This is a genomic window from Novosphingobium panipatense (assembly GCF_900182875.1).
Classification (GTDB): Bacteria; Pseudomonadota; Alphaproteobacteria; order Sphingomonadales; family Sphingomonadaceae; genus Novosphingobium; species Novosphingobium panipatense.
Genome location: NZ_FXUI01000006.1, coordinates 182,095 through 201,148, shown reverse-complemented (window position 1 = coordinate 201,148; position 19,054 = coordinate 182,095). Strand labels below are relative to the sequence as shown.

The window sequence follows — 19,054 nt, the reverse complement described above, 5'->3', positions numbered from 1 at the left end:
CAAGGCTATGAGCACCGATTCCCACCTTTCCGGTCTCACCGGCACCGTGATCCACGATGCTGTCGTCCCCGCGCGCGCGCCCTGGCTGCATCACATCGACGCAGGGCAGACGCTGCGCATCGTCGACCTGGAAGGTAACCAGGCCGTCGACTTCCTGCTCTATGCGGCGGCGGACGACGCGGAGCGCTATAGCGCGCAAGACACCGTGGCGGCTCAGGGCAATCTGTTTCTTCGGGAAGGCACCACACTGCTGTCAAACGAAGGGCGTCCGATGATGACGATCGCCGCCACGTCCGTGGAGTACCACGACACGATTGGTGGCGCCTGCTCGTGCGAGTCCAACACCTTGCGCTACGGCCATCACACCAAGGCCGAGCACGCCTGCGTCGAGAACTTCCTGGAGGCCAATCTCATGGAAGGACGCGGCAAGCGCGACATCGTCTCCAACATCAACTTCTTCATGAACGTGCCGGTCGAGCCGGATGGCTCGCTTGGCATCGTGGACGGGATTTCCGCGCCGGGCCTCACGGTCGATCTTCGCGCCGAGATGGACGTGATCGTTGTCGTTTCCAACTGCCCGCAGGTGAACAATCCATGCAACGGCTTCAACCCGACCCCCGTGCGCATGATCGTTGCCGCATGAGCTTCGACACCGTCCTCATCGCGAACCGCGGCGCGATCGCCACCCGTATCATCCGCACGTTGCGCACCATGGGGCTGCGCTCTGTCGCCGTCTATTCGGAGGCCGATGAAGGATCGAGCCATGTGACGCTTGCCGATGAGGCGGTATGCATCGGCGGGGCCAAGGCGTCCGACAGCTATCTCAACATCGCGGCGATCCTCGATGCTGCACGCCGGACCGGCGCAGGAGCAATCCACCCGGGCTACGGGTTCCTGGCAGAAAACGTGGAGTTCGCCGAAGCCTGCGCCGAAGCCGGCATCGTCTTTATCGGACCCACGACGCAGAACATCCGCACATTCGGGCTGAAGCACAGCGCCAGAGCGCTGGCGGCGGCCCATGACGTTCCCCTCGCGCCGGGCACCGGCCTTCTCAGCGACGAGGAAGCAGCGGTTCGCGCAGCGGTGGAAGTGGGATACCCGGTCATGCTGAAGGCCACTGCAGGTGGCGGCGGCATCGGCATGCGGGTCTGCGAGGACGAGGTGGCGCTGCGCGATGCCTTCGAAGCGGTGGCGCGCCAGGGCCTCAGCAACTTCGGCGATGCCAGCGTCTTCCTTGAACGCTACATCCGCAGGGCCCGCCATATCGAGGTGCAACTGTTCGGCGACGGGCAGGGCCGGGTCATGGCGCTGGGAGAGCGGGACTGCTCGTTGCAGCGACGGAACCAGAAAGTGGTCGAGGAGGCACCTGCACCGTCGCTGCCCGCCAGCGTCCGCGCCGAGCTGATTGCCTCTGCCATCCGCCTGGGTGAAGCGGCGCAGTATCGTTCCGCCGGCACGGTCGAGTACCTCTACGACGCCGACCGCGAGGAATTCTTCTTCCTTGAGATGAACACGCGCCTCCAGGTGGAGCACGGCGTCACCGAAGCGGTGATGGGCATCGACTTGGTCGAATGGATGGTGCGTGGAGCGGCGGGAGACTATGGCTTCCTCGATGTCGGTACGCCCGAACCGCAGGGCCATTCGGTCCAGATGCGGCTCTATGCCGAAGACCCGTCGCTGGATTACCGTCCCACCTCGGGAACACTGACCTGCCTCGAGTTTCCGGCCGACATTCGTGTGGAAACCTGGTGCACGGCCGGTACCACCGTCAGCGCCTGGTACGATCCGATGCTGGCCAAGCTGATCGTTCATGCCCCTACCCGGGCCGAAGCGGTGGAGGCGGCGCAGCGCGCACTTGACGCCAGTCGTGCCGACGGGATGGAGACCAACCTGCGCTGGCTGCGCGAGGTGGTGCGTTCGCCCGCCTTCGTAAGCGGTGAGGTGTCCACACGCGTGCTGGACACGATTTTGTACGAGCCCCGGGCCTTCCGTGTAGTGAGCGGCGGCACTTCGACGACCGTGCAGGACTGGCCTGGGCGCCAGAAGCTCTGGGCCGTCGGAGTCCCTCCGTCCGGGCCGATGGATGACCAGTCTTTCCGATTAGGCAATCGCCTGCTCGGCAACCCGGAAGGGCTGGCGGGTCTTGAGGTCACCGTCACCGGGCCCACACTGGCATTCATCGCCCCGGCTCGGGTGTGCCTGATGGGCGCCGACTTTGAGGCGACGCTTGACGGCGTTCCCGTCGAACGCGGCGCGCCCTTTGACATCGGTTCGGGTCAGACGCTGGCCCTCGGGCGTGCGTCCCGAGGCGGGATGCGGGGCTATATCCTCTTCGCCGGCGGTCTCGATATCGCACCGTATCTGGACAGTTGCAGCACCTTCGAGCTGGGTCAGTTCGGCGGACACGCAGCGCGGCGGCTGCTTGCAGGGGATACGGTGCATCTCGGCAGTCAGCCGGTGGGTTCGGAGCTGCCCCCGGTCGCGCTGCCTCCGGTCAGTAACGACTGGACACTGCGCGTGCTCTACGGCCCGCACGGCGCGCCCGACTTCTTCACTCCCGACGACGTGGAGACATTCTTGGGGGCGGAATGGAAGGTCCATTACAATTCCAACCGCACCGGCGTGCGTCTCGTCGGCCCCAAGCCGCGATGGGCGCGCACCGACGGCGGTGAGGCAGGGCTTCACCCGTCGAACATCCATGACAATCCGTATGCCATCGGGGCCGTCGACTTCACAGGCGACATGCCGATCATCCTCGGTCCGGACGGGCCGTCACTTGGCGGCTTTGTATGCCCCTTCGTGGTGATTGCGGCGGATCGCTGGAAGATCGGCCAACTCGCGCCCGGGGATACCTTGCGCTTCGCGCCCGTGACCATCGCGGACGCGGCAACGGCCGACGCAATGCAGCGCCGTCTCGTGGCGGACGGCACACTACCGCTGCCCACGCCGGAACGGGCGCTGAAGACGTTGTCGCCGGTGCTGGCTGAGATCGCGGAAACGCCCGGTCGTCCCCGCACGGTCTACCGGCAGCAGGGCGATCGCAACATCCTGGTCGAGTATGGCCCGATCGTCCTCGATATCGAGCTTCGCATCCGCGTTCACGCGCTGATGACCGAACTCGAGCGACAGAACTTGTCGGGGATCGTCGATATCGTACCCGGCATCCGGTCGCTCCAGTTGCACTTCGACGGTGTGGCGATGGACCAGGAGGCGGCCCTCGCCGTGCTGATCGCCGCCGAGGAGCGGCTGGGGGATCTGGAGGATTTCACGATCCCCTCGCGTATCGTCCACCTGCCTCTCAGCTGGCGGGATCCCGCGACGATCGAGACGATCGAGAAGTACATGGCGACGGTGCGCGACGACGCGCCCTGGTGCCCCGACAACATCGAGTTCATTCGCCGCATCAACGGCATGCCCGACCAGGCCGCTGTCGAAAACCTGATTTTCGAGGCCAACTACCTCGTCATGGGGCTTGGCGACGTCTATCTGGGCGCCCCGGTGGCGACACCGGTAGATCCGCGCCATCGTCTGGTCACCACCAAGTACAACCCCGCAAGAACCTGGACGCCGCCTAACGTGGTGGGCATCGGCGGGGCTTACATGTGCATCTACGGCATGGAAGGGCCGGGCGGTTACCAGTTGTTCGGGCGTACCGTGCAGGTTTGGAACACCTATCGGCAGACCGAGGCCTTCACCGAGGGCAAGCCCTGGCTGTTGCGCTTCTTCGACCAGATCCGCTTCTATCCGGTCAGTGCGGATGAACTGGCGGACTGGCGAAGGGAGTTTCCGGCGGGTCGGCAAGCGCTGCGTATCGAGCCTTCGGAGTTCCGGCTCGCGGACTACCGCGCGTTCCTTGCTGAAAATGCGCAGGGAATTGCCGAGTTCGAGGCGCGCCGACAAACGGCGTTCGACGAGGAGCGCGCCGACTGGCAGCGCCGGGGCGAGTTCGACCAGGCGGAGGCCGCGGGGCAGGCCGACATTCCTGCCGACGACGCAATCCTCCTGCCGGAGGGCTCCGACCTGGTGGAAGCGCCATACGGTGGAAGCGTGACCCGGCTGCTGGTCGGCGCCGGAGACCTTGTAGAAGCCGGCGACAGGATCGCCGTCATAGAGGCAATGAAAATGGAATGTTCGGTGGAAAGCCCGGGGGCGGGCACCGTTGAGGCGCTCTACATCAGGGAAGGCCAGGCTTTACACCCCGGCGCCCCCATGCTGGCCCTGAGGCGGAACGCATGAGTGCGGCCGTTGCATCCCCCATGCGCCTGAGCGCGAAGGGCATCGCCGCTGCGGTGAACGCGGGTGACACGACGGCCGTGGCCGTCGCCGCGGAGACGCTCGCCCGGATCGAGGCGTACGACGCCGTCCAGCCTCAGATCTGGATCAGCCGCGCGGACAGGGATACGCTTCTCGCAGCGGCTCGCGCGGTCGATGCGCGCCTCGCAGCCGGGGAGAGCTTGCCGCTGGCGGGTGTTCCCTTCGCAGTGAAGGACAACATCGACGTGGCCGGGTTCGAGACAACGGCGGCCTGTCCCGCGTTCGCCTATGAGCCCGAAGCCGACGCCGGGGTGATCGAACGCCTGCTCGCGGCAGGCGCCGTGTGTGTCGGCAAGACCAACCTCGACCAGTTTGCCACCGGGCTGAACGGCTCGCGCAGCCCCTACGGCATTCCCCGCAATACGTCGAACTTGGCGTACGTCAGCGGGGGATCAAGCTCGGGCTCCTCGGTCGCGGTGGCGGCGGGTCTCGTGGCTTTCGCGCTCGGAACGGACACGGCGGGCTCCGGCCGGGTGCCGGCGGCATTCAACCATCTTGTGGGGTTCAAGCCCACGAAGGGACGCTGGAGCACGCGGGGCCTCGTCCCGGCATGCCGCACCATCGACTGCATCACTGTGTTCACCGACGACACCGCCGATGCTCGTCTGGTGGATCAGGTGGTGGCAGCCTTCGATGTCGCGGACCCCTATTCCAAGGCCCTGGCGGACCGTCCCGTCACGGCGAAACGCATCGGCGTGCCCCGGCGGGATCAGCGGGTGTGGTTCGGCGATCCGGAATCCGAGTTTCTCTACGACGAAGCTCTACGAAATCTCGCGACGCTGGGAGAGATCGTCGAGATCGATCTGGCGCCGCTGCTGGAAGCCGCTCAACTGCTCTACGGCGGGCCGTGGGTGGCCGAGCGGACAGCAGCCATGGCCGAAATCCTTGCGACCAACCCTCTCGCGGTTGATCCCACGGTCCGGGCCGTCGTCGAACCGGGTGCCGACATGAGCGCAGTGGATCTCTTCAACGGCATTTACCGCATGGCCGAACTGAAACGCCATGCGGACCTGATGTGGCACTCCGTCGACATTCTCGCATTCCCCACGACCGGTACGACGTACCGGGTCGCCGAGATGCTGGCGGCTCCTGTGGCGCTGAACAGCAATCTCGGGCTCTACACCAATTTCGTCAATCTGCTGGACATGGCGGCTCTTGCCGTTCCTGCGGGCGTTCGCAGCAACGGCACCGGCTTCGGGATCACCTTGATCGGACCAGCGGATACCGACCGCGCGCTGCTGGACGCAGCCGACGCTTACCTTGGGGTTGCGGATCTACCCGCGCCGCCGCCACTCGACCTGGAGGGAAAGATGCAGACCGTTAAGCTCGCCGTCGTCGGCGCCCATCTCAAGGACATGCCGCTTCACTGGCAGCTGACCTCGCGCGACGCCGAATTCGTCGGTGCCTTCGAAACAGCGCCGACTTACCGCCTCTACGCGATGGCGGACAGCGTGCCGGCGAAGCCGGCGCTCGTCCACAGTGAGGACGGCGCCGCTATCGCGGTCGAGGTCTATGAACTGGGCGTGGCGGAATTCGGCAGCTTCGTCGCCGAAGTACCGGCGCCCCTGGCAATCGGTACGGTCACTCTGGCAGACGGCAGCAGCGTGAAAGGCTTCGTGGCCGAACCGCGCGCTGTGAACGGGGCGGAGGACATCACCAGCCTGGGTGGCTGGCGGGCCTTCATGGCACGTGCGGCCTGAGGAGCAGCTCGACATCTCGCAAAGGGGGAAATCATGCGCAAGTGGATGGTGATTGCAGCCTTGGCCGGTTCAGCAGCGACGGGAGCTGTCGCCGCTCACGCCGAGCAGGTCATCGATGTGCCCGGATATGCCGACTTTCTCGCGGTAGACGGCGAAACCGTCTGGTCCACGAACCAAGGTCGGGTCGAGCGGTGGTCTCGCGATGGCAAGCTGGCGGAAGTGCCGATGGCGCGGCCTTGTGGCGTCATGGCGCTTGCGGATGGGTCTCTCTGGGTGGCGGACTGCAAGGAAGGGGCCGTCAAGCGCGTCGATACCCGCTCCGCGAAAGTCATCGCCGCTGTTCCTACCGGGATCGCCAACCCGCAAGGTGAGCTCAACGTAGTGGCGGGGGCCGGTTCGGTCTGGGTGGCCAGCGATGACAAGGGCGTGGTCTCGCGTATCGACCCGGCAACCAACAAGGTGATCGCCAAGGTCGCGGTGGATCCGGGCACCTGGTACCTTGCCTTCGGCCAGGGAGCGTTGTGGGCGGTGAGTTCTGAGAGGCAGTCGCTCCAGCGTATTGACCCCGGAAGCAACCGCGTCGTTGGCCGCGTGGCGCTGGGTGCGCAGCCCGGCTTCCTTGCCGCTGGCGAGGGAGCGGTCTGGGTCCAGGAGCAGGGTGACGGCACCGTGGCCCGGGTGGATCCGAAAACGCTCGCGATCATGGGACGCGTGAAGGTCGGTGCGAACCTGAAGTGGGGGGACATCGATACCGGTGATGGCAAGGTCTGGTTACGAACCACGGACGACCAGGAATTCGCCGTCATCGATGCCCGGACCTCTGCAGTAGAGGGGCGCTTCGGCAAGGCCGCAGGCAGCGGCGCCCTGCGATACACGCCAGCTGGCGTGTGGACTACGGCGCATGATGCCCACAGGCTTACCTGGTGGCCGCAGGGCGAACTGAAGAAGGCAGGGCAGCCAAACCCCTGACTCGAAAAGCAGGTGCATCGCCGCATCGCAATGAGGTGATACTCTCTCGCTATGCGGCAGCACTCTGTTCTATCACGCCGGCGAAGCCGATGGACAGAAGACGAATGAGCGACCGCACACCGCCGACCGACCGGAAATTCGCAAGCCGGGTGGACTGGAACCTGATGCGCACGTTCGTCGATATCGTGCGGGCAGGGGGCATCGGCGCGGCTGCGCGGCAGCTCAACAAGCAGCAGCCAAGCATCAGCGCCGCGCTCAAGCGGCTTGAGGACCATGTCGGGGCCACCCTGCTCCATCGCTCGGCGAGCGGTGTCGAGATGACGGCCGCCGGCAAGGCCATGATGGCTCTGTGCGAGGATATGCTCGAATCCGCGCGCCTGATGCCTCATCAGGTGGCCCAGGCCATCAAGCGGGTGGAGGGACTGGTCCGCATCCAGATCGTCTCCGCGATAGTTTCCCCCGAGTTCGACGAGGCGATAGCGAGCTTTCATCGGCGCAATCCGGACATTCAGATCGAAATTCGCGTGTCCGCATGGCGCCAGGTGCTGGAGGCGCTCGAAGCGGGCGAGGTCGAAGTCGGGATCGGCTATGACAACAGCGTGCGCGGAAGTCTCGTCTACGAGCCTCTTTTCGTGGAACGTCAGCAGCTCTACTGCGCGCGCAGCCACCCGCTGTTCGGGTATCGCATCACGCAGCCCAAAGAACTGGCCGACGAGCCTTTCGTTCTCATGGGCGACGATGAAATAGAAGCCGTGACGCAGTTGCGTCGAAGATACCGACTCGGCACTCGCGTGGCCGGCTTGGCCGGAGACATGAACGAGGCGCGGCGGCTTATCCTGTGCGGTGTCGGCATGGGTTTCCTGCCCACGCCGGTCGTAAGCGCCGAGATCGAGCGTGGCGCTCTCTGGCCGCTGCTGCACACCGACTTTGAGCCGTCCTACGACATCTTTCTTCTGGCTCGTGCGGAGCCCGAGCGGAATACGGCAACCCAGCTGTTCATCGATGAAGTCTTCCGTCGCATCCGGGCACAGCCCAGATCATAGACCGCAGCTATGGGCGGCATCGACATTTTGCCTCTGCCTTGATGACCCTCCAGGGTTCAGTCTCCTCATCAAGACGCAAGGTGAGGGCCGCAATGAGTGTCAGGACTGTTTTTCCCAACACATCGTCCGGGCGCCACGGCTTAGCCAGGCGGCTTGCAACGATGATGCTGCAGGTGCTCCGTGCGGGCTTGGAAGTTCGCGCAGAAGCAATCCGCAGCGTCAGCGCAAACGGCGCGAGGGGGCGGTAATGCGCTGTGGCTCGAGGCGCTGGAACGGCTCCGCACGCGTCCTCGTTGCAGCGAGCGCGGTCGTAGCCTTTTCCGCGACGGGGGCAGTCGCTGCGCCTCGCCAGAACGCACGGCTGGTGTCTTGCGCACCGACCGACTGCCTCCTCGTTTCCGGGCGCCGTGCTGATGCGGACCTGCCGGTGTTCATCAACGGGCATCTCGTGCAGGTGCAGGGCGGGCGGCATTGGAAGGTTCTTCTCCCGGTCGAGACTGTGCGCGCATGGTCGATGCCGGGAGCCCGGAGTATCGACGTCACGACGTCGGCTGAAGTTGCCGTAAATTCGGTGACTAGCGCAGTGAAACTTCCCGTCGGCATGTTGGGAAGTATTACGGAGCTAGCATCCCTGGTAATACTAGTACGATAGAGGATTTTCTCATGACGTGATCGATTGTCAATTCTCCACGTAAGCGCTATATGAGTGGCAGTCACCTTAGAGTGGCGGCTCTACTTGCGCTTAGGAGACGATGATGAAGATTGGCGTCCTTGCACTGGCGTCGCTGGCTTTTGCCACGTCCGCCACTGCAGCCACCGGCGATAACCCGTTCGCGCAGGACAAGGCCGTCCTGCAATTAAAGGGGCTTGATCTTGCAACAGCGGAGGGACAGCAGCGGCTTGCCATTCGCATGGACCGGGCGGCGCGCTCAGTCTGTGGCGATCGGGTGGCGAGCCTGCACCTTGCCGCCGAACGCAAGGCGCAGGATTGTCGCACCGCTGTGCTTGCCGACATCCGAAGCCAGATCGAAACCCGGCGGGCCGACGCGACACGCTCTTCGACGGTACAGTTGGCGCTCGCGCGCTAAGCTAGCTGCGGCTACATGCCTCGCGGTGCCGTCGTTCCTGTCCGAACGGCGGTGCCGCCGAAAGGCTACTTTGACGGCGGCCGTGCCGTCTTCCCGGTTCCATGGACCGGCTTGGCCTGCCAGGCCAACATTTCCCTCCTTTGCAAGGGCCGTCAAAAGCGGCCGTCCCCGCTGGCGACGTGATTTTGCCACGATGATGCTCGCTGGCGCCGTCGCTGCGCTTCGTATCGCGTCGATCGCGATCTCGCGAACAGCCATAGGCGCAGCCGGACGGGGTCTCCGGCAAGCGGACGATGCTTCCCATTACACGACAGTACGCGGAACTCCGCAGGAACAGCGGATGTCGCGGGGGGCGCCGAACGCCTTATGGATGCGGCCGCAAGTGGCCGAAGGCGCCACGTTGAAGTCCCATCGCGTCGCAGAACATGCGTATCACTTAGACTACGGGTCAGATATTACGAGGGCAGTCGTATGAACGGAGTGCGGGTCGGTAACAGGATAATCGGGTCTCAATCACCCGTAACGGTGGGGTGGGAGAACATACCGCGCGTCGAAGGCGGTCCGGTTAAGCAGTTCATCTTCACCTGGTTTCAGCCGACGGTGCTCTTTGCGCTGATTGCGTTCTGGTACTACGCGCCGGATTCCATCGCCAAGGCTTCGACGGCGATCGGGATCGGCATCGCCTTCAAGGTCTTCCTGCTGGCGCTTGAGTGGTTCTTTCCGCGCCATGAGAGCTGGCGTCTGACCTGGAAGGAGCTGACTACGGACCTCTTCTATGTCGGGCTGGGCTACACGATCCTTCGCGCCGTCGAGCATTACATCGGCGACGGCGCCATGATCGAGGCGATCCAGGGTTACTTCGATCTGGACAAGTTCACCTGGTTCCTGAGCATGCCCTTACTGCTGCAGGCTTTCCTGATCTCGTTCATCTTCGATTTCGGTCAGTACTGGATGCATCGCGGGATGCACAACTGGTACCCGCTGTGGCTCACGCATTCGGTTCACCACTACATCACGCAGTTGAACATCAACAAGGGCGCTGTTGGTAATCCGGTCGAACTTTTCCTGATTGGGCTCGGCATCGGTGGCTTCTTCGACTTCCTGCCCCGCGCGGCTCTTCTTGCAGGCGCAATCGGCATGGCGGTCGGAACGTATCAGCACATCAACGTGCGCTTCAACACGCCGCGCTGGTGGCGCTATGTGTTCAACACGACGGAACACCACAGCGTGCATCATTCCCAAGACTTCGAGGCGAGCCGGAGCAACTATTCCGGAACTTACATCTTCATCGATCGCATGTTCGGTACGTGCGTCGATGGTGAGGCGGAGTTGCTCGGTATGGAAGGCGGTCGGCGCATGTCCATCTCCGAGCAGATGACATTCCCCTTCACCGAAGGCTGGAAGACTCTCAAGGAGCGCTTTGGTCGAGCGATGCCGGTGCCGGCCGAGTGATAGAGGCGGCCTGAACCGCCACATTCCCCAAGCCCGGGCGACTTCGCCCGGGCGACCCGAGGCAGCATTGCCTCCGGCAAGCTGCGTCGGACAGGAGATCTTATGAACTCGCGTCTTTTCGAGTGGATCTGGCACATCAAGGGAAGCCTGACGCTTTCTCCCGGTCAAACGAGCGAGGAGGCTCTCGACAGGCTCGCCCCGTTGTTTCGTCAGACCGGCACCAGTCATGAGCGTGGTCACGGTACACTGACATTTCGCAAGAAGGATCCGGTCGCGCAGGACAAGATGTCGATCTTCGACGGCGGCGTTCTGGAAATCGAACGGGGGACGGGCGGACTGGTGCTCCGCTATCATCTTGTAAGTCGCGCCCTCTTGTATTGCTTCCTTGCACCGCTGCTGTTCCTCGGCTTTGCGCAACTCAGCGTCATGCTCGGACAATGGGAAAAGTCCTCGGCCAGCGCGGCGAAAGAAGCTGCGAAGTCGAAGGACGAGGACGCCAAGAAGTCGGCCGATGTCCCAATGCACTGGATAGACAAGGCTCTTGGTGCGCCCGAGCCCGAGAAGAAAAAGGATGCCAAGGACAAGAGCGAAAGCAAGGGGCCATCGCCGAAGCCGGGCTATGTCTTTGCCGGTATCTTCGCCGCTCTCTACGTGGCCGGAAGAATACTTGAAGAGAGACTGGTAAAGTCGCTTTTCAGGAAGACACTCTCCGCCGAGGACACAATCGAAGCGACGCGCGGACCAGAGCAGTTCTCGGCATCGACCTGACGCGGACCTCAAGTGGAGGTTGGCAAGTGAGGAACCGGACTACGCGCGCCCCCTCGATTGTTGCGTTTATCTATGGCCGGCGCTCCTGGAGGGCCGGCCATAGTAGCACGTCAGGGGGTTGTACCGTCGGACATGCCCGTCCCGGACCCGGTGCCCGACCCGCTCATGCCCGTTCCGCCGCCGCTGGTGCCGCCGGAGGTCGAGGAAGAGCCGGTCGAACCTGCCGTTCCCGGGGGCGCATCGCCCGTGCCCCAGGTCCCGGTGTCCGTGCCTGCGCCAGTGGTGCCGCTTCCGATACCGCCCTCAGCCCCCGTGCTCATGCCAGTGCTGTCGGAGCCCGGCCGGCCGGTGGTCGTGGTGCTGCTGCCGGTTTGCGGACCGGTCCGGCGAGGAGACGTTGTTGTGTTCTGATTGCGCGAGCGCGTGCTGGTGGTGGAGCGCTCAGTACTGCCACGCTGCGCCGCCGTGCCGTCGTTCTGACCGCCTGTACGGGAGCCGCGAGTGGTTGTATCGGTCCCGGTGGTCGAGCCCGACGTGGTTCCCGATCCGGCAGTTCCTGTCCCAACCTGCGCCTGAGCCGCTAATGGCAGGGTCAATGCCGATATCGCCATGATGATCTTGAATTTTCGCATGTTCCTCTCCTTGAGCAATCCTTTGTGCAAGGACGACGATCATTAGGCGACGAGCAGGGGCTCAAGTTCCGCGCCTCAAGCTAGGTTAGCACGTTTGCGCTCAGGCGGGCGCCGTGAACGATGCTTCGGGGCCAGGCGAACCGGGATGAAAAAGGAGCCGGCGGGAGAACGTAGCTCCCGCCGGCAGGTCTCAGGACATGTCCAGAAATGCGGACAGCCCTTCGGGTCGCCTGGTGAAGATCGATGGAGCCATGGCTCCGGAAACTCGTGAAGCGGCGCAAATTTTCGCGCTTTATGGTGCTGAGGGACGAGCTAGTCCATCCGGGTAATTCCCGGTATTGACGGTCACTATGGCTCACCCCGGCTGAGGGCGACAAGCTGTGCCAATCCGTTCGTGCGAGTTTTGGTTACGATCGAGGCCCTGTGATCCTCCACAGTGCGGGCCGAAATCGCCAGCCTCTCGGCGATCTCCTTGTTCGAGTGACCACGGACGAGCAGGTCGAACACATGTCGTTCTCGTCGGGTGAAGGAGGCGGTGACGCTGGCGATACGCCGTTCCCGCACGGACCACGCCACGCCTTCCTCGACGGCTGCGAGCAGCCGCTGCTCGTCGATCGGTTTCTCCAGGTAGTCTAGCCCGCCGTGCCGCCGAACGGCATCTACGGCGTGAGCCGTGGTCGGCCAAGCCGTCATGAAGACCAGAGCAACACCTGGATCCCTGCTGCGTAATGCATCGGCAAACGCGAAACCATCCATCTCCCCCATCTGGATGTCACTGATGACGCATCCGAAGGAGCATGACGCCAGATCGTTCAGCAAGGCTGCCGGGCTATCGAACGGGCGGGCTTCAAGGCCATGGCGTCGCAGCAGCCGCGCGACGGTCGCCGCGAGGTCCCCGTCGTCGTCAAGAACGCCTACGACAGGCTTCTCGGTGGTCATGGCAGCACTCCGGAAAGTGGCAGGGACAGAACGAAGCGGGTCTCTGCTGCGTCATCGTCCCTCACGATGGTCCCTCCGTGCGCCTCGACGATGGTTCGAGCGATGATGAGGCCGACGCCCATGCCAGCACCTTGCGTTCGTCTGACAGGACGCGGATTTGCGATGATGATCTTGACGAACTCGCCTGCTGTTGCAGCCGCCACGCTGGCGGTTCCCTGCGGGCTTGCGGCAAGGGCATTGCGCAGGAGATTTACGAGCGCCTGGATGAGTTCGATTTCCTGAACCTGTACAACAAGATCAGGCGGAAGAGCAGCAAGGTCAACTGTTCGGCCCTGACTGCCGGCTTCCGCGGCCACGATCTGGCAGGCAGTCTTTACCAGCATCGCCAGGGGAACAAGGGATGGCTCGTCGACGTCCCGCCCTCCGAACCGACGAAGCCGGCGCACCATTTCGGACAAAGCCTGTGCCTTCCGATCGATCAGTGCCGCGCTTTCTGCGAGATCTGTATCCTGCCCCTCCGTCAGCTTTCGCAGGTGTGCCGCCTCGATGGCAAGCGTTGAAAGGGGCTGGCTGACCTCATGGATCACGGCCACGGACATTGCCCGCAGGGTTTTCAGGCGTTCAGCTTGGAAAAGAAGGCGGTTGCGCCTGTCCAGCAGGGCCTGCGAGGCGGTCTGTGTGTCGGCGAAGCTGCCCGCCAGCCATGTGACCAGCACCACGGCTGCAAGTCCGATGTGCAATTCGAGACGATCCGCTGCAGTCATGGAACCGGCGGAAGCGGAGTAGGTGAGAAACACGAAGGCCTGTGCCGAAATGGCAAGCCATGCCGCTGCCCGGCCGTGACGCAGACCGATCCATGCCCCTCCGAGAAGGGAAGGCGCAGCCTGAACTCCAAGCCCCGCGCGCGCGAGTGCGGCGGTAAGAAGAAGGCTGGCGACCAGCGGCAGGGCATCGGCCAGCAGACGGCCGCGGGGTAGCCTGGGCTTCGTGAGCGTGCCACCGTCGATCGCTCCTGCAAGCCAGAGGATCGGCGGCGCGAGGATCAGGATGCCCAGGACGTCGCCCACCGCCAGCCCCGTGAGAGAGATGACAACATCGACCCCGCTGCGATACGACGATGTTTTCCAGAAGAGAAATTCGAGTGGCGGCACCGCCAGCGCGTTGAATATGGGAGCGGCAATGGCGGCAAGCCCCAGCGGCATGGGGGGTTGTGTCAGAACACCGGCCTTTCCGCGCAGGAGGGCGCCAGTGGCCGCAAGGGCCACGCCGCATGTCACTCCGGGACGCGCTGCACCTATGACGCTTGACAGGGTCGCTGACCCCGTCAGGGGGATGGCACCGGTGACACAGTCTGTAACCAGTTCGGTGACGATCAGCCACGGGGTGAGGCGTAAGCCGCAGTGCCACAGTACTGCCAAGCGCAGACCGGCTGCGGGATACCAAAGCGAAAAGAACCCGGGGCCGCCCCAAAGATGAGCCGCCCAGTTGAGCAATCCGAAGGCGAACCCGTAGACGAGCAGCAGTGGCAGGTCCTTGGCGCGCGGCGCAAGAGACAGCTGCCGCCTGGGGGCAGCGCGGGCAGGCATAGCGGGCGCGCTCATCGGCGCCGCTGTGGCTCGTCAGGGACCGAAGTGGAAGCCGGAAAATTCATGGAGAACCATTTCCCTCGCGCAACAGGGAGGTGCAGACGTTCGGAACCCAGATCATGCGTCAGACGTTCGGCGGAACCTCAAGCGCGCGTGACGCATTGAATCATCGGTGATTTCTGGTTCCCCTAATCGGGCAGGTATGGAGGGCAGCTATGCCAACCTACTATTTCGATATCTACAATGGCGAGGCTGCTCCCGATCTCACGGGCACTGAACTGGGCAACGTTCAAGAAGCCAGGGTGATGGCGGTTCGCTTCCTGGGGCAGGTCCTGCTGGAGAAGGCGGACGTCATCGAGCGCAACTCATGCTGGCGCGTCGAAGTCAGCAGGGAGGATCGGCAGCTACTCTTTTCCGTGACCTTGGCCGTGGAGGATCGGCCCGTCAGCTGATGGAAGCCCACTCCTGCGCAGCGGCATCCTTGTCGAGCATAAGATAGCCATCATCGTAAGCACCAATATGAGCCAGTGCGGGCCAATTGTCGACCTGGACCCTGCCGCCGGCAAACGAAAGGCCGACAAGACCTTTCAGCGCCATGACCGTACGGTTCACATGCACCGTGGTAAGCCCAAGCGTGTCAGCGAGTTGCGCCTGGGTTAGACCGAGGGAGAAATCATCCCGTCCGCCTACGCCGGCAACTTCCATTCGCGTTCCGATCTCGCACAGAAGATGAGCTAGACGCGTGGCGGCGTCAGCCCGGCCCAAATTGGCGGTCCACTTGGCGAGAATGGAGGCATCAACAACCGTATCGCGCCAGAAGGCGAATGCCAGCGCTGGAAACTTCACGGCGGCCGCACGTATATCGTCATGGCTTATCAGGGCGATAGTGGAATTGGCTGCAGCTTCTATACCCCACGCGGGAACCGGGACCGGTACGGAATGAAGATCTGACACATCGCCCGCGATGTGGAGCGCGGTTATTTGCCGGCGGCCGTCATTCATCTGGTCAAAGCGGGCAATCAGACCCTCGATCACAAGGATTGCCTGCTCCACCGGCCGCTCCGGCAGGACCAGTTCGCGCCCGCGCGGCACTTCCGCGACCCGCCCGCGCAGACGAAGGATGGCGTCGCGCTCCGCCACCGACAGTTCCGAACGCAGGAGCAACCTGGCAAGGAAGCGGTTCAGACCCTCATCAAGCAAGCGCGACAAACAACAAGCCTTTCGTTCAACATACGGCGGCCAGAACAGAGCCGCCCTCAGGTGGAAAACGAATAACCGCATAGATCGTTGCCGCCGAGACGAGCGGTGGCGGCGCGGTTGTGCGGCGGCAGCAATCGCTGCGAAACATTGCTCCATATCAGAGGTTGTCAGGAGTGCGCAGGCATCGACCTCCGAGAGCCTGACGTGTATTCGGAGCAGGTTCAATCCGATCTTCGATCTAGAGGCCGTTGCATGCCGCTCAACATACAGGCTCTGCGTGCAGTAGCAGCCTTGCTGGTGGCGTTTGCCCGTCTTCAGGTGCTTTGTGTCGCACCCGGGCCGCTCCTTTCGCTCTTGCGTTGCCACTTATGACTGCCGTCCATCAACGGGCAATGTCGGGTGGCTGGTCGCTGTCGATGTTCACGGCTACCATAGCGGTGGGTGCATCTCTGGTGGCGGAAAAAGGCGGCCTGCCTGTTACGCAGGCCGCGATCTTGAGTTCGATCAAACTGGACCTGACTGACCTCTGCAGTGCAGCAGCTGTGGGAATTGATGTGATCGGCGGTTTCATTGCGGCGGCCTGGCTCATCCATCCTTGGGTTGGAAAGCCACTCGGAACGATGGACCATGACACATTGTGGCTTTCAGAAGGCATATGTTCTTCGGCGGAACCGGTGTCCTTGAAGGAGGAACGGGGATGAATTCGGCTGCCATGGGCACGACGTCGCCCGGCTCCAGTCGCCTGGGCGCATTGTTCCAGCGTCGCGATGTGCAGGACGGGGGCTTCGTCGCGTTGATCCTGATGGCGCGTATCCCCGCTAACGCCGGGACTGCGGGAGCAACTATCGGGGTCGCACTGATGTGTCTCTACCTCGGCCTGCGCCTTGATCAATGCAGGGACGTGTTCCAGCGGTGCCGACCGCAGCTTGCATATCCATTGTTCGCGCTGCTTTCCACTATCTGGGCAATCCATCCGGAAGTCACCTCCCGCGCCGCGGTACAGATGATACTGACAGCGTTTACCGGGCTGGTCTTTTCTCAAGCGGATCGACCCAGAGCGGTGCTGGTGGCCCTCTTTATTGTCTACAGTGGCTACACAGTGCTTTCACTTATGGTGGGCAACACACAGCTTGATGGCATCGAAGGCATACCGGCGCTGGTTGGAATCGGCGGGGAGGCAAAAAACTACTTCTCGAATAGCGCTGCCACGGGCGTGCTACTGGCCCTTATCATGGCAGTTGCCTGCCTTGAAAAGCGGGCCAGAGGACTAGCTCTTGTCTCCCTCTCCATAGCGAGCGCCTGCCTCGTCGCGACAGTCCGGGCGCACTCTGCCGGGGCTGTGGCTTCCCTTGCGCTCGCAGTGGCGCTGCTTCTGCCCCTTCTGGCCTTACGCAGGCGAACGCCAGGCTTGAAGGCAGGGCTCACCATCGCCATGCTCATTGTGCTGATCCTCGGCGCGGCTTTTTTCCAGCCTCTCCTGACCCTTGTACAAGAGCTCTCCGCCAAGGATGCAGGCCTGACGGGGAGGGGCTATCTGTGGTATCGCGCTGCCTTCATCATCGAGGACAGCCCATGGCTTGGAACCGGATATTTCGGTTTCTGGATACCCGAAAATCCTGATGCCGTCGGGTTCTGGCGGTACTTTCAAATCCGCCAGGAAGGCACCGCCTTCTCGTTCCACAACAGCTACATACAGACCATCGTTGAAACCGGATATCTGGGCCTGGCGGTTCTTGTGATGAGTTGGGGCGTGGGAATCATCGGTCTGCTGCGGCGCTTCGTCCTGACGCCGTCCTTGCCGACTTGCTTTTGGCTTTCCTATCTTGCCCTTCAGTTGAGCAAGTCTCCGGTGGAACTCGTTCGTCCTGCGGCGCTTGTCCCAACAACCATCATGCTGTTCACCGGATTGGGGTTTGCGGGCTTTCCTGTAGTTGGGCAGCGCCTCTCAAGAGGATGAACCCAACCGGCGCTCATCCTCACGGTCGATGGCAATCAGGGAAACGCCCTTCGTCTCTCTCATGGCCAAGGCGGAAATCAGGCTTATTGCACCCCCTATCATCACGTAATATGCAATCGGCCGCCAGTCGTTGTACTCGCGCAGCAAGCTCGTTCCAATCAGAGGCGCCCAAGATCCCGCAACGATTGCCGTGACCTGATAGCCAAGCGAAACACCCGAATAGCGCATTCTGGTGGGGAACATTTCAGCCATGATTGCCGGCTGTGACGCATACATCAGGGCATGTACGAACATCCCGATCAAAATTCCCCCAAGTACGACCTCCGTATGCGCACTTCCGAACATGGGAAACGCCGCAAAAGGCCAGACCATCGCCAGCGCTGCACCCAGGATATAGACCGGCTTTCGCCCCACCCTATCAGCTGCCGCTCCAAACAGCGGAATAAGCGCTGCCTGCAGAATATGGGCGCAGAACAGCAGTGTCAGAATACGAGTGGTGTCCACACCGATGTGGGCGAGGTATGTGATCGAGAACGTGACCACCATGTAATACAGGATGTTTTCGCCCACCCTCAGGCCCATTGCGGTAAACACGCTGCGCGGATAGCGACGGAACACCTCGACGAGGCCGTAACTGTCGTCGGCCCGCTGCTCCGCCTCAGCTTTAGCTGCCTCGAAAATGGGCGAGTCCGCGATTTGAGTGCGTATGTAGTACCCGATGCCTACGATCACTGCAGAGAGCCAGAAGCCGATTCGCCAGCCCCACGCCAGGAATTCAGTCTCCGACAGAATGGCGGAGAGGATAAGCAGGACGACGGTCGCCAGCAGATTGCCCAGCGGGACACCCGCTTGAGGGAAGCTCCCCCAGAACGCCCGGCTTCTATTGGGGCTATGTTCGGCCACGAGCAACACCGCGCCCCCCCACTCGCCACCCAATGCAAAACCTTGGATAAACCGCAGCAGTACCAGAAGAACCGGAGCCCAATATCCAATGGAACGAAAATCCGGAAGACAGCCCATGAGGAACGTGGATGCGCCGATGAGCACAAGGCTGAACTGCAGCAGAGACTTGCGGCCCACCTTGTCACCGATGTGGCCAAAAATAATCCCGCCCAACGGCCGCGCGATGAAACCGACCGCGTACGTCGCAAAGGCAGCGATCACCCCATCCAGTTCATTGCCGGTGGCGGGGAAAAACAGCTTGCCGAATATAAGCGTGGCTGCCGTTCCGTACAGGAAAAACTCGTACCATTCCACCACCGTTCCCGCCATCGAAGCGCCTACGACCTTGCGCAGGTAAGGCAGATTGGCTGCTTCCTCGTGCTGCATCTCTCAATCCCTTCACTGCCGGACTTATTTCGCAAGCGCATGCATCCGGCAAATTCCCTGTATTGCAGCGCATTCCC

Annotated in this window: 16 protein-coding genes; 11 read left to right on the top strand and 5 right to left on the bottom strand. The window is 62.8% G+C overall.

The window, feature by feature from the left end; all coding sequences use genetic code 11:
• The first annotated feature begins 7 nt into the window (after positions 1 to 7).
• The 8 genes from QOL62_RS11820 to QOL62_RS11785 all read left to right on the top strand — a co-directional run bounded on the left by QOL62_RS11820 (position 8) and on the right by QOL62_RS11785 (position 11,334).
• Positions 8 to 643, top strand: a complete 636-nt coding sequence (locus QOL62_RS11820; RefSeq protein WP_283406388.1) for an urea amidolyase associated protein UAAP2 — start codon at positions 8 to 10, stop codon at positions 641 to 643.
• On the top strand, positions 640 to 4,236 hold the full coding sequence (gene uca, locus QOL62_RS11815) for an urea carboxylase (protein ID WP_283406387.1): 3,597 nt from the start codon (positions 640 to 642) through the stop codon (positions 4,234 to 4,236). The genes QOL62_RS11820 and uca overlap by 4 nt, the downstream gene beginning before the upstream one ends.
• On the top strand, positions 4,233 to 6,014 hold the full coding sequence (atzF, locus tag QOL62_RS11810) for an allophanate hydrolase (RefSeq protein WP_283406386.1): 1,782 nt from the start codon (positions 4,233 to 4,235) through the stop codon (positions 6,012 to 6,014). The genes uca and atzF overlap by 4 nt, the downstream gene beginning before the upstream one ends.
• Positions 6,015 to 6,047: 33 nt before the next feature.
• A complete protein-coding gene (locus tag QOL62_RS11805; RefSeq protein WP_283406385.1) occupies positions 6,048 to 6,983 on the top strand; it encodes a Vgb family protein in 936 nt (311 codons plus the stop codon).
• 104 nt (positions 6,984 to 7,087) lie between these two features.
• Entirely contained in the window at positions 7,088 to 8,026 is a 939-nt protein-coding gene (locus QOL62_RS11800; protein ID WP_103727878.1) for a LysR family transcriptional regulator, read from the top strand.
• 755 nt (positions 8,027 to 8,781) lie between these two features.
• The gene (locus QOL62_RS11795) at positions 8,782 to 9,114 is read left to right on the top strand and encodes a UrcA family protein (RefSeq protein WP_103727877.1); all 333 of its coding nucleotides are present in this window, start codon (positions 8,782 to 8,784) and stop codon (positions 9,112 to 9,114) included.
• 471 nt (positions 9,115 to 9,585) lie between these two features.
• On the top strand, positions 9,586 to 10,566 hold the full coding sequence (locus tag QOL62_RS11790; RefSeq protein ID WP_103727876.1) for a sterol desaturase family protein: 981 nt from the start codon (positions 9,586 to 9,588) through the stop codon (positions 10,564 to 10,566).
• 102 nt (positions 10,567 to 10,668) lie between these two features.
• Complete coding sequence (locus tag QOL62_RS11785) at positions 10,669 to 11,334, top strand: hypothetical protein (RefSeq protein ID WP_283406384.1); 666 nt, start codon at positions 10,669 to 10,671, stop codon at positions 11,332 to 11,334.
• A 110-nt stretch (positions 11,335 to 11,444) separates the two neighbouring features.
• On the opposite strand, the gene QOL62_RS11780 is transcribed toward QOL62_RS11785, so the two are convergent.
• From QOL62_RS11780 to QOL62_RS11770, 3 genes are all read right to left on the bottom strand, one after another.
• Positions 11,445 to 11,966, bottom strand: coding sequence for a hypothetical protein (locus tag QOL62_RS11780; protein ID WP_283406383.1), 522 nt, complete (start codon positions 11,964 to 11,966; stop codon positions 11,445 to 11,447).
• A 348-nt stretch (positions 11,967 to 12,314) separates the two neighbouring features.
• On the bottom strand, positions 12,315 to 12,905 hold the full coding sequence (locus QOL62_RS11775; RefSeq protein WP_103727873.1) for a response regulator transcription factor: 591 nt from the start codon (positions 12,903 to 12,905) through the stop codon (positions 12,315 to 12,317).
• Positions 12,902 to 14,506, bottom strand: a complete 1,605-nt coding sequence (locus QOL62_RS11770) for a sensor histidine kinase (protein ID WP_283406382.1) — start codon at positions 14,504 to 14,506, stop codon at positions 12,902 to 12,904. The genes QOL62_RS11775 and QOL62_RS11770 overlap by 4 nt, the downstream gene beginning before the upstream one ends.
• Positions 14,507 to 14,706: 200 nt before the next feature.
• Here QOL62_RS11770 and QOL62_RS11765 point away from each other — a divergent pair, with 200 nt between their 5' ends.
• The gene (locus QOL62_RS11765) at positions 14,707 to 14,943 is read left to right on the top strand and encodes a DUF6894 family protein (RefSeq protein ID WP_283406381.1); all 237 of its coding nucleotides are present in this window, start codon (positions 14,707 to 14,709) and stop codon (positions 14,941 to 14,943) included.
• Here QOL62_RS11765 and QOL62_RS11760 read toward each other — a convergent pair.
• Positions 14,936 to 15,700 carry a Crp/Fnr family transcriptional regulator gene (locus tag QOL62_RS11760; RefSeq protein WP_283406380.1) on the bottom strand — a complete coding sequence of 255 codons (765 nt, stop codon included), beginning with the start codon at positions 15,698 to 15,700 and terminating at the stop codon, positions 14,936 to 14,938. The two genes, QOL62_RS11765 and QOL62_RS11760, sit on opposite strands and share 8 nt — an antisense overlap.
• A gap of 359 nt (positions 15,701 to 16,059) precedes the next feature.
• On the opposite strand from QOL62_RS11760, the gene QOL62_RS11755 reads away from it, so the two are divergent.
• Both QOL62_RS11755 and QOL62_RS11750 read left to right on the top strand, forming a co-directional pair.
• Positions 16,060 to 16,392, top strand: a complete 333-nt coding sequence (locus tag QOL62_RS11755; RefSeq protein ID WP_283406379.1) for a hypothetical protein — start codon at positions 16,060 to 16,062, stop codon at positions 16,390 to 16,392.
• Entirely contained in the window at positions 16,389 to 17,648 is a 1,260-nt protein-coding gene (locus tag QOL62_RS11750) for an O-antigen ligase family protein (protein WP_283406378.1), read from the top strand. Before QOL62_RS11755 ends, QOL62_RS11750 begins: the two co-directional genes overlap by 4 nt.
• Here the strand turns inward: QOL62_RS11750 and QOL62_RS11745 are convergent.
• The gene (locus QOL62_RS11745; protein WP_283406377.1) at positions 17,637 to 18,977 is read right to left on the bottom strand and encodes an MFS transporter; all 1,341 of its coding nucleotides are present in this window, start codon (positions 18,975 to 18,977) and stop codon (positions 17,637 to 17,639) included. The genes QOL62_RS11750 and QOL62_RS11745 overlap by 12 nt on opposite strands.
• Positions 18,978 to 19,054: the final 77 nt, after the last annotated feature.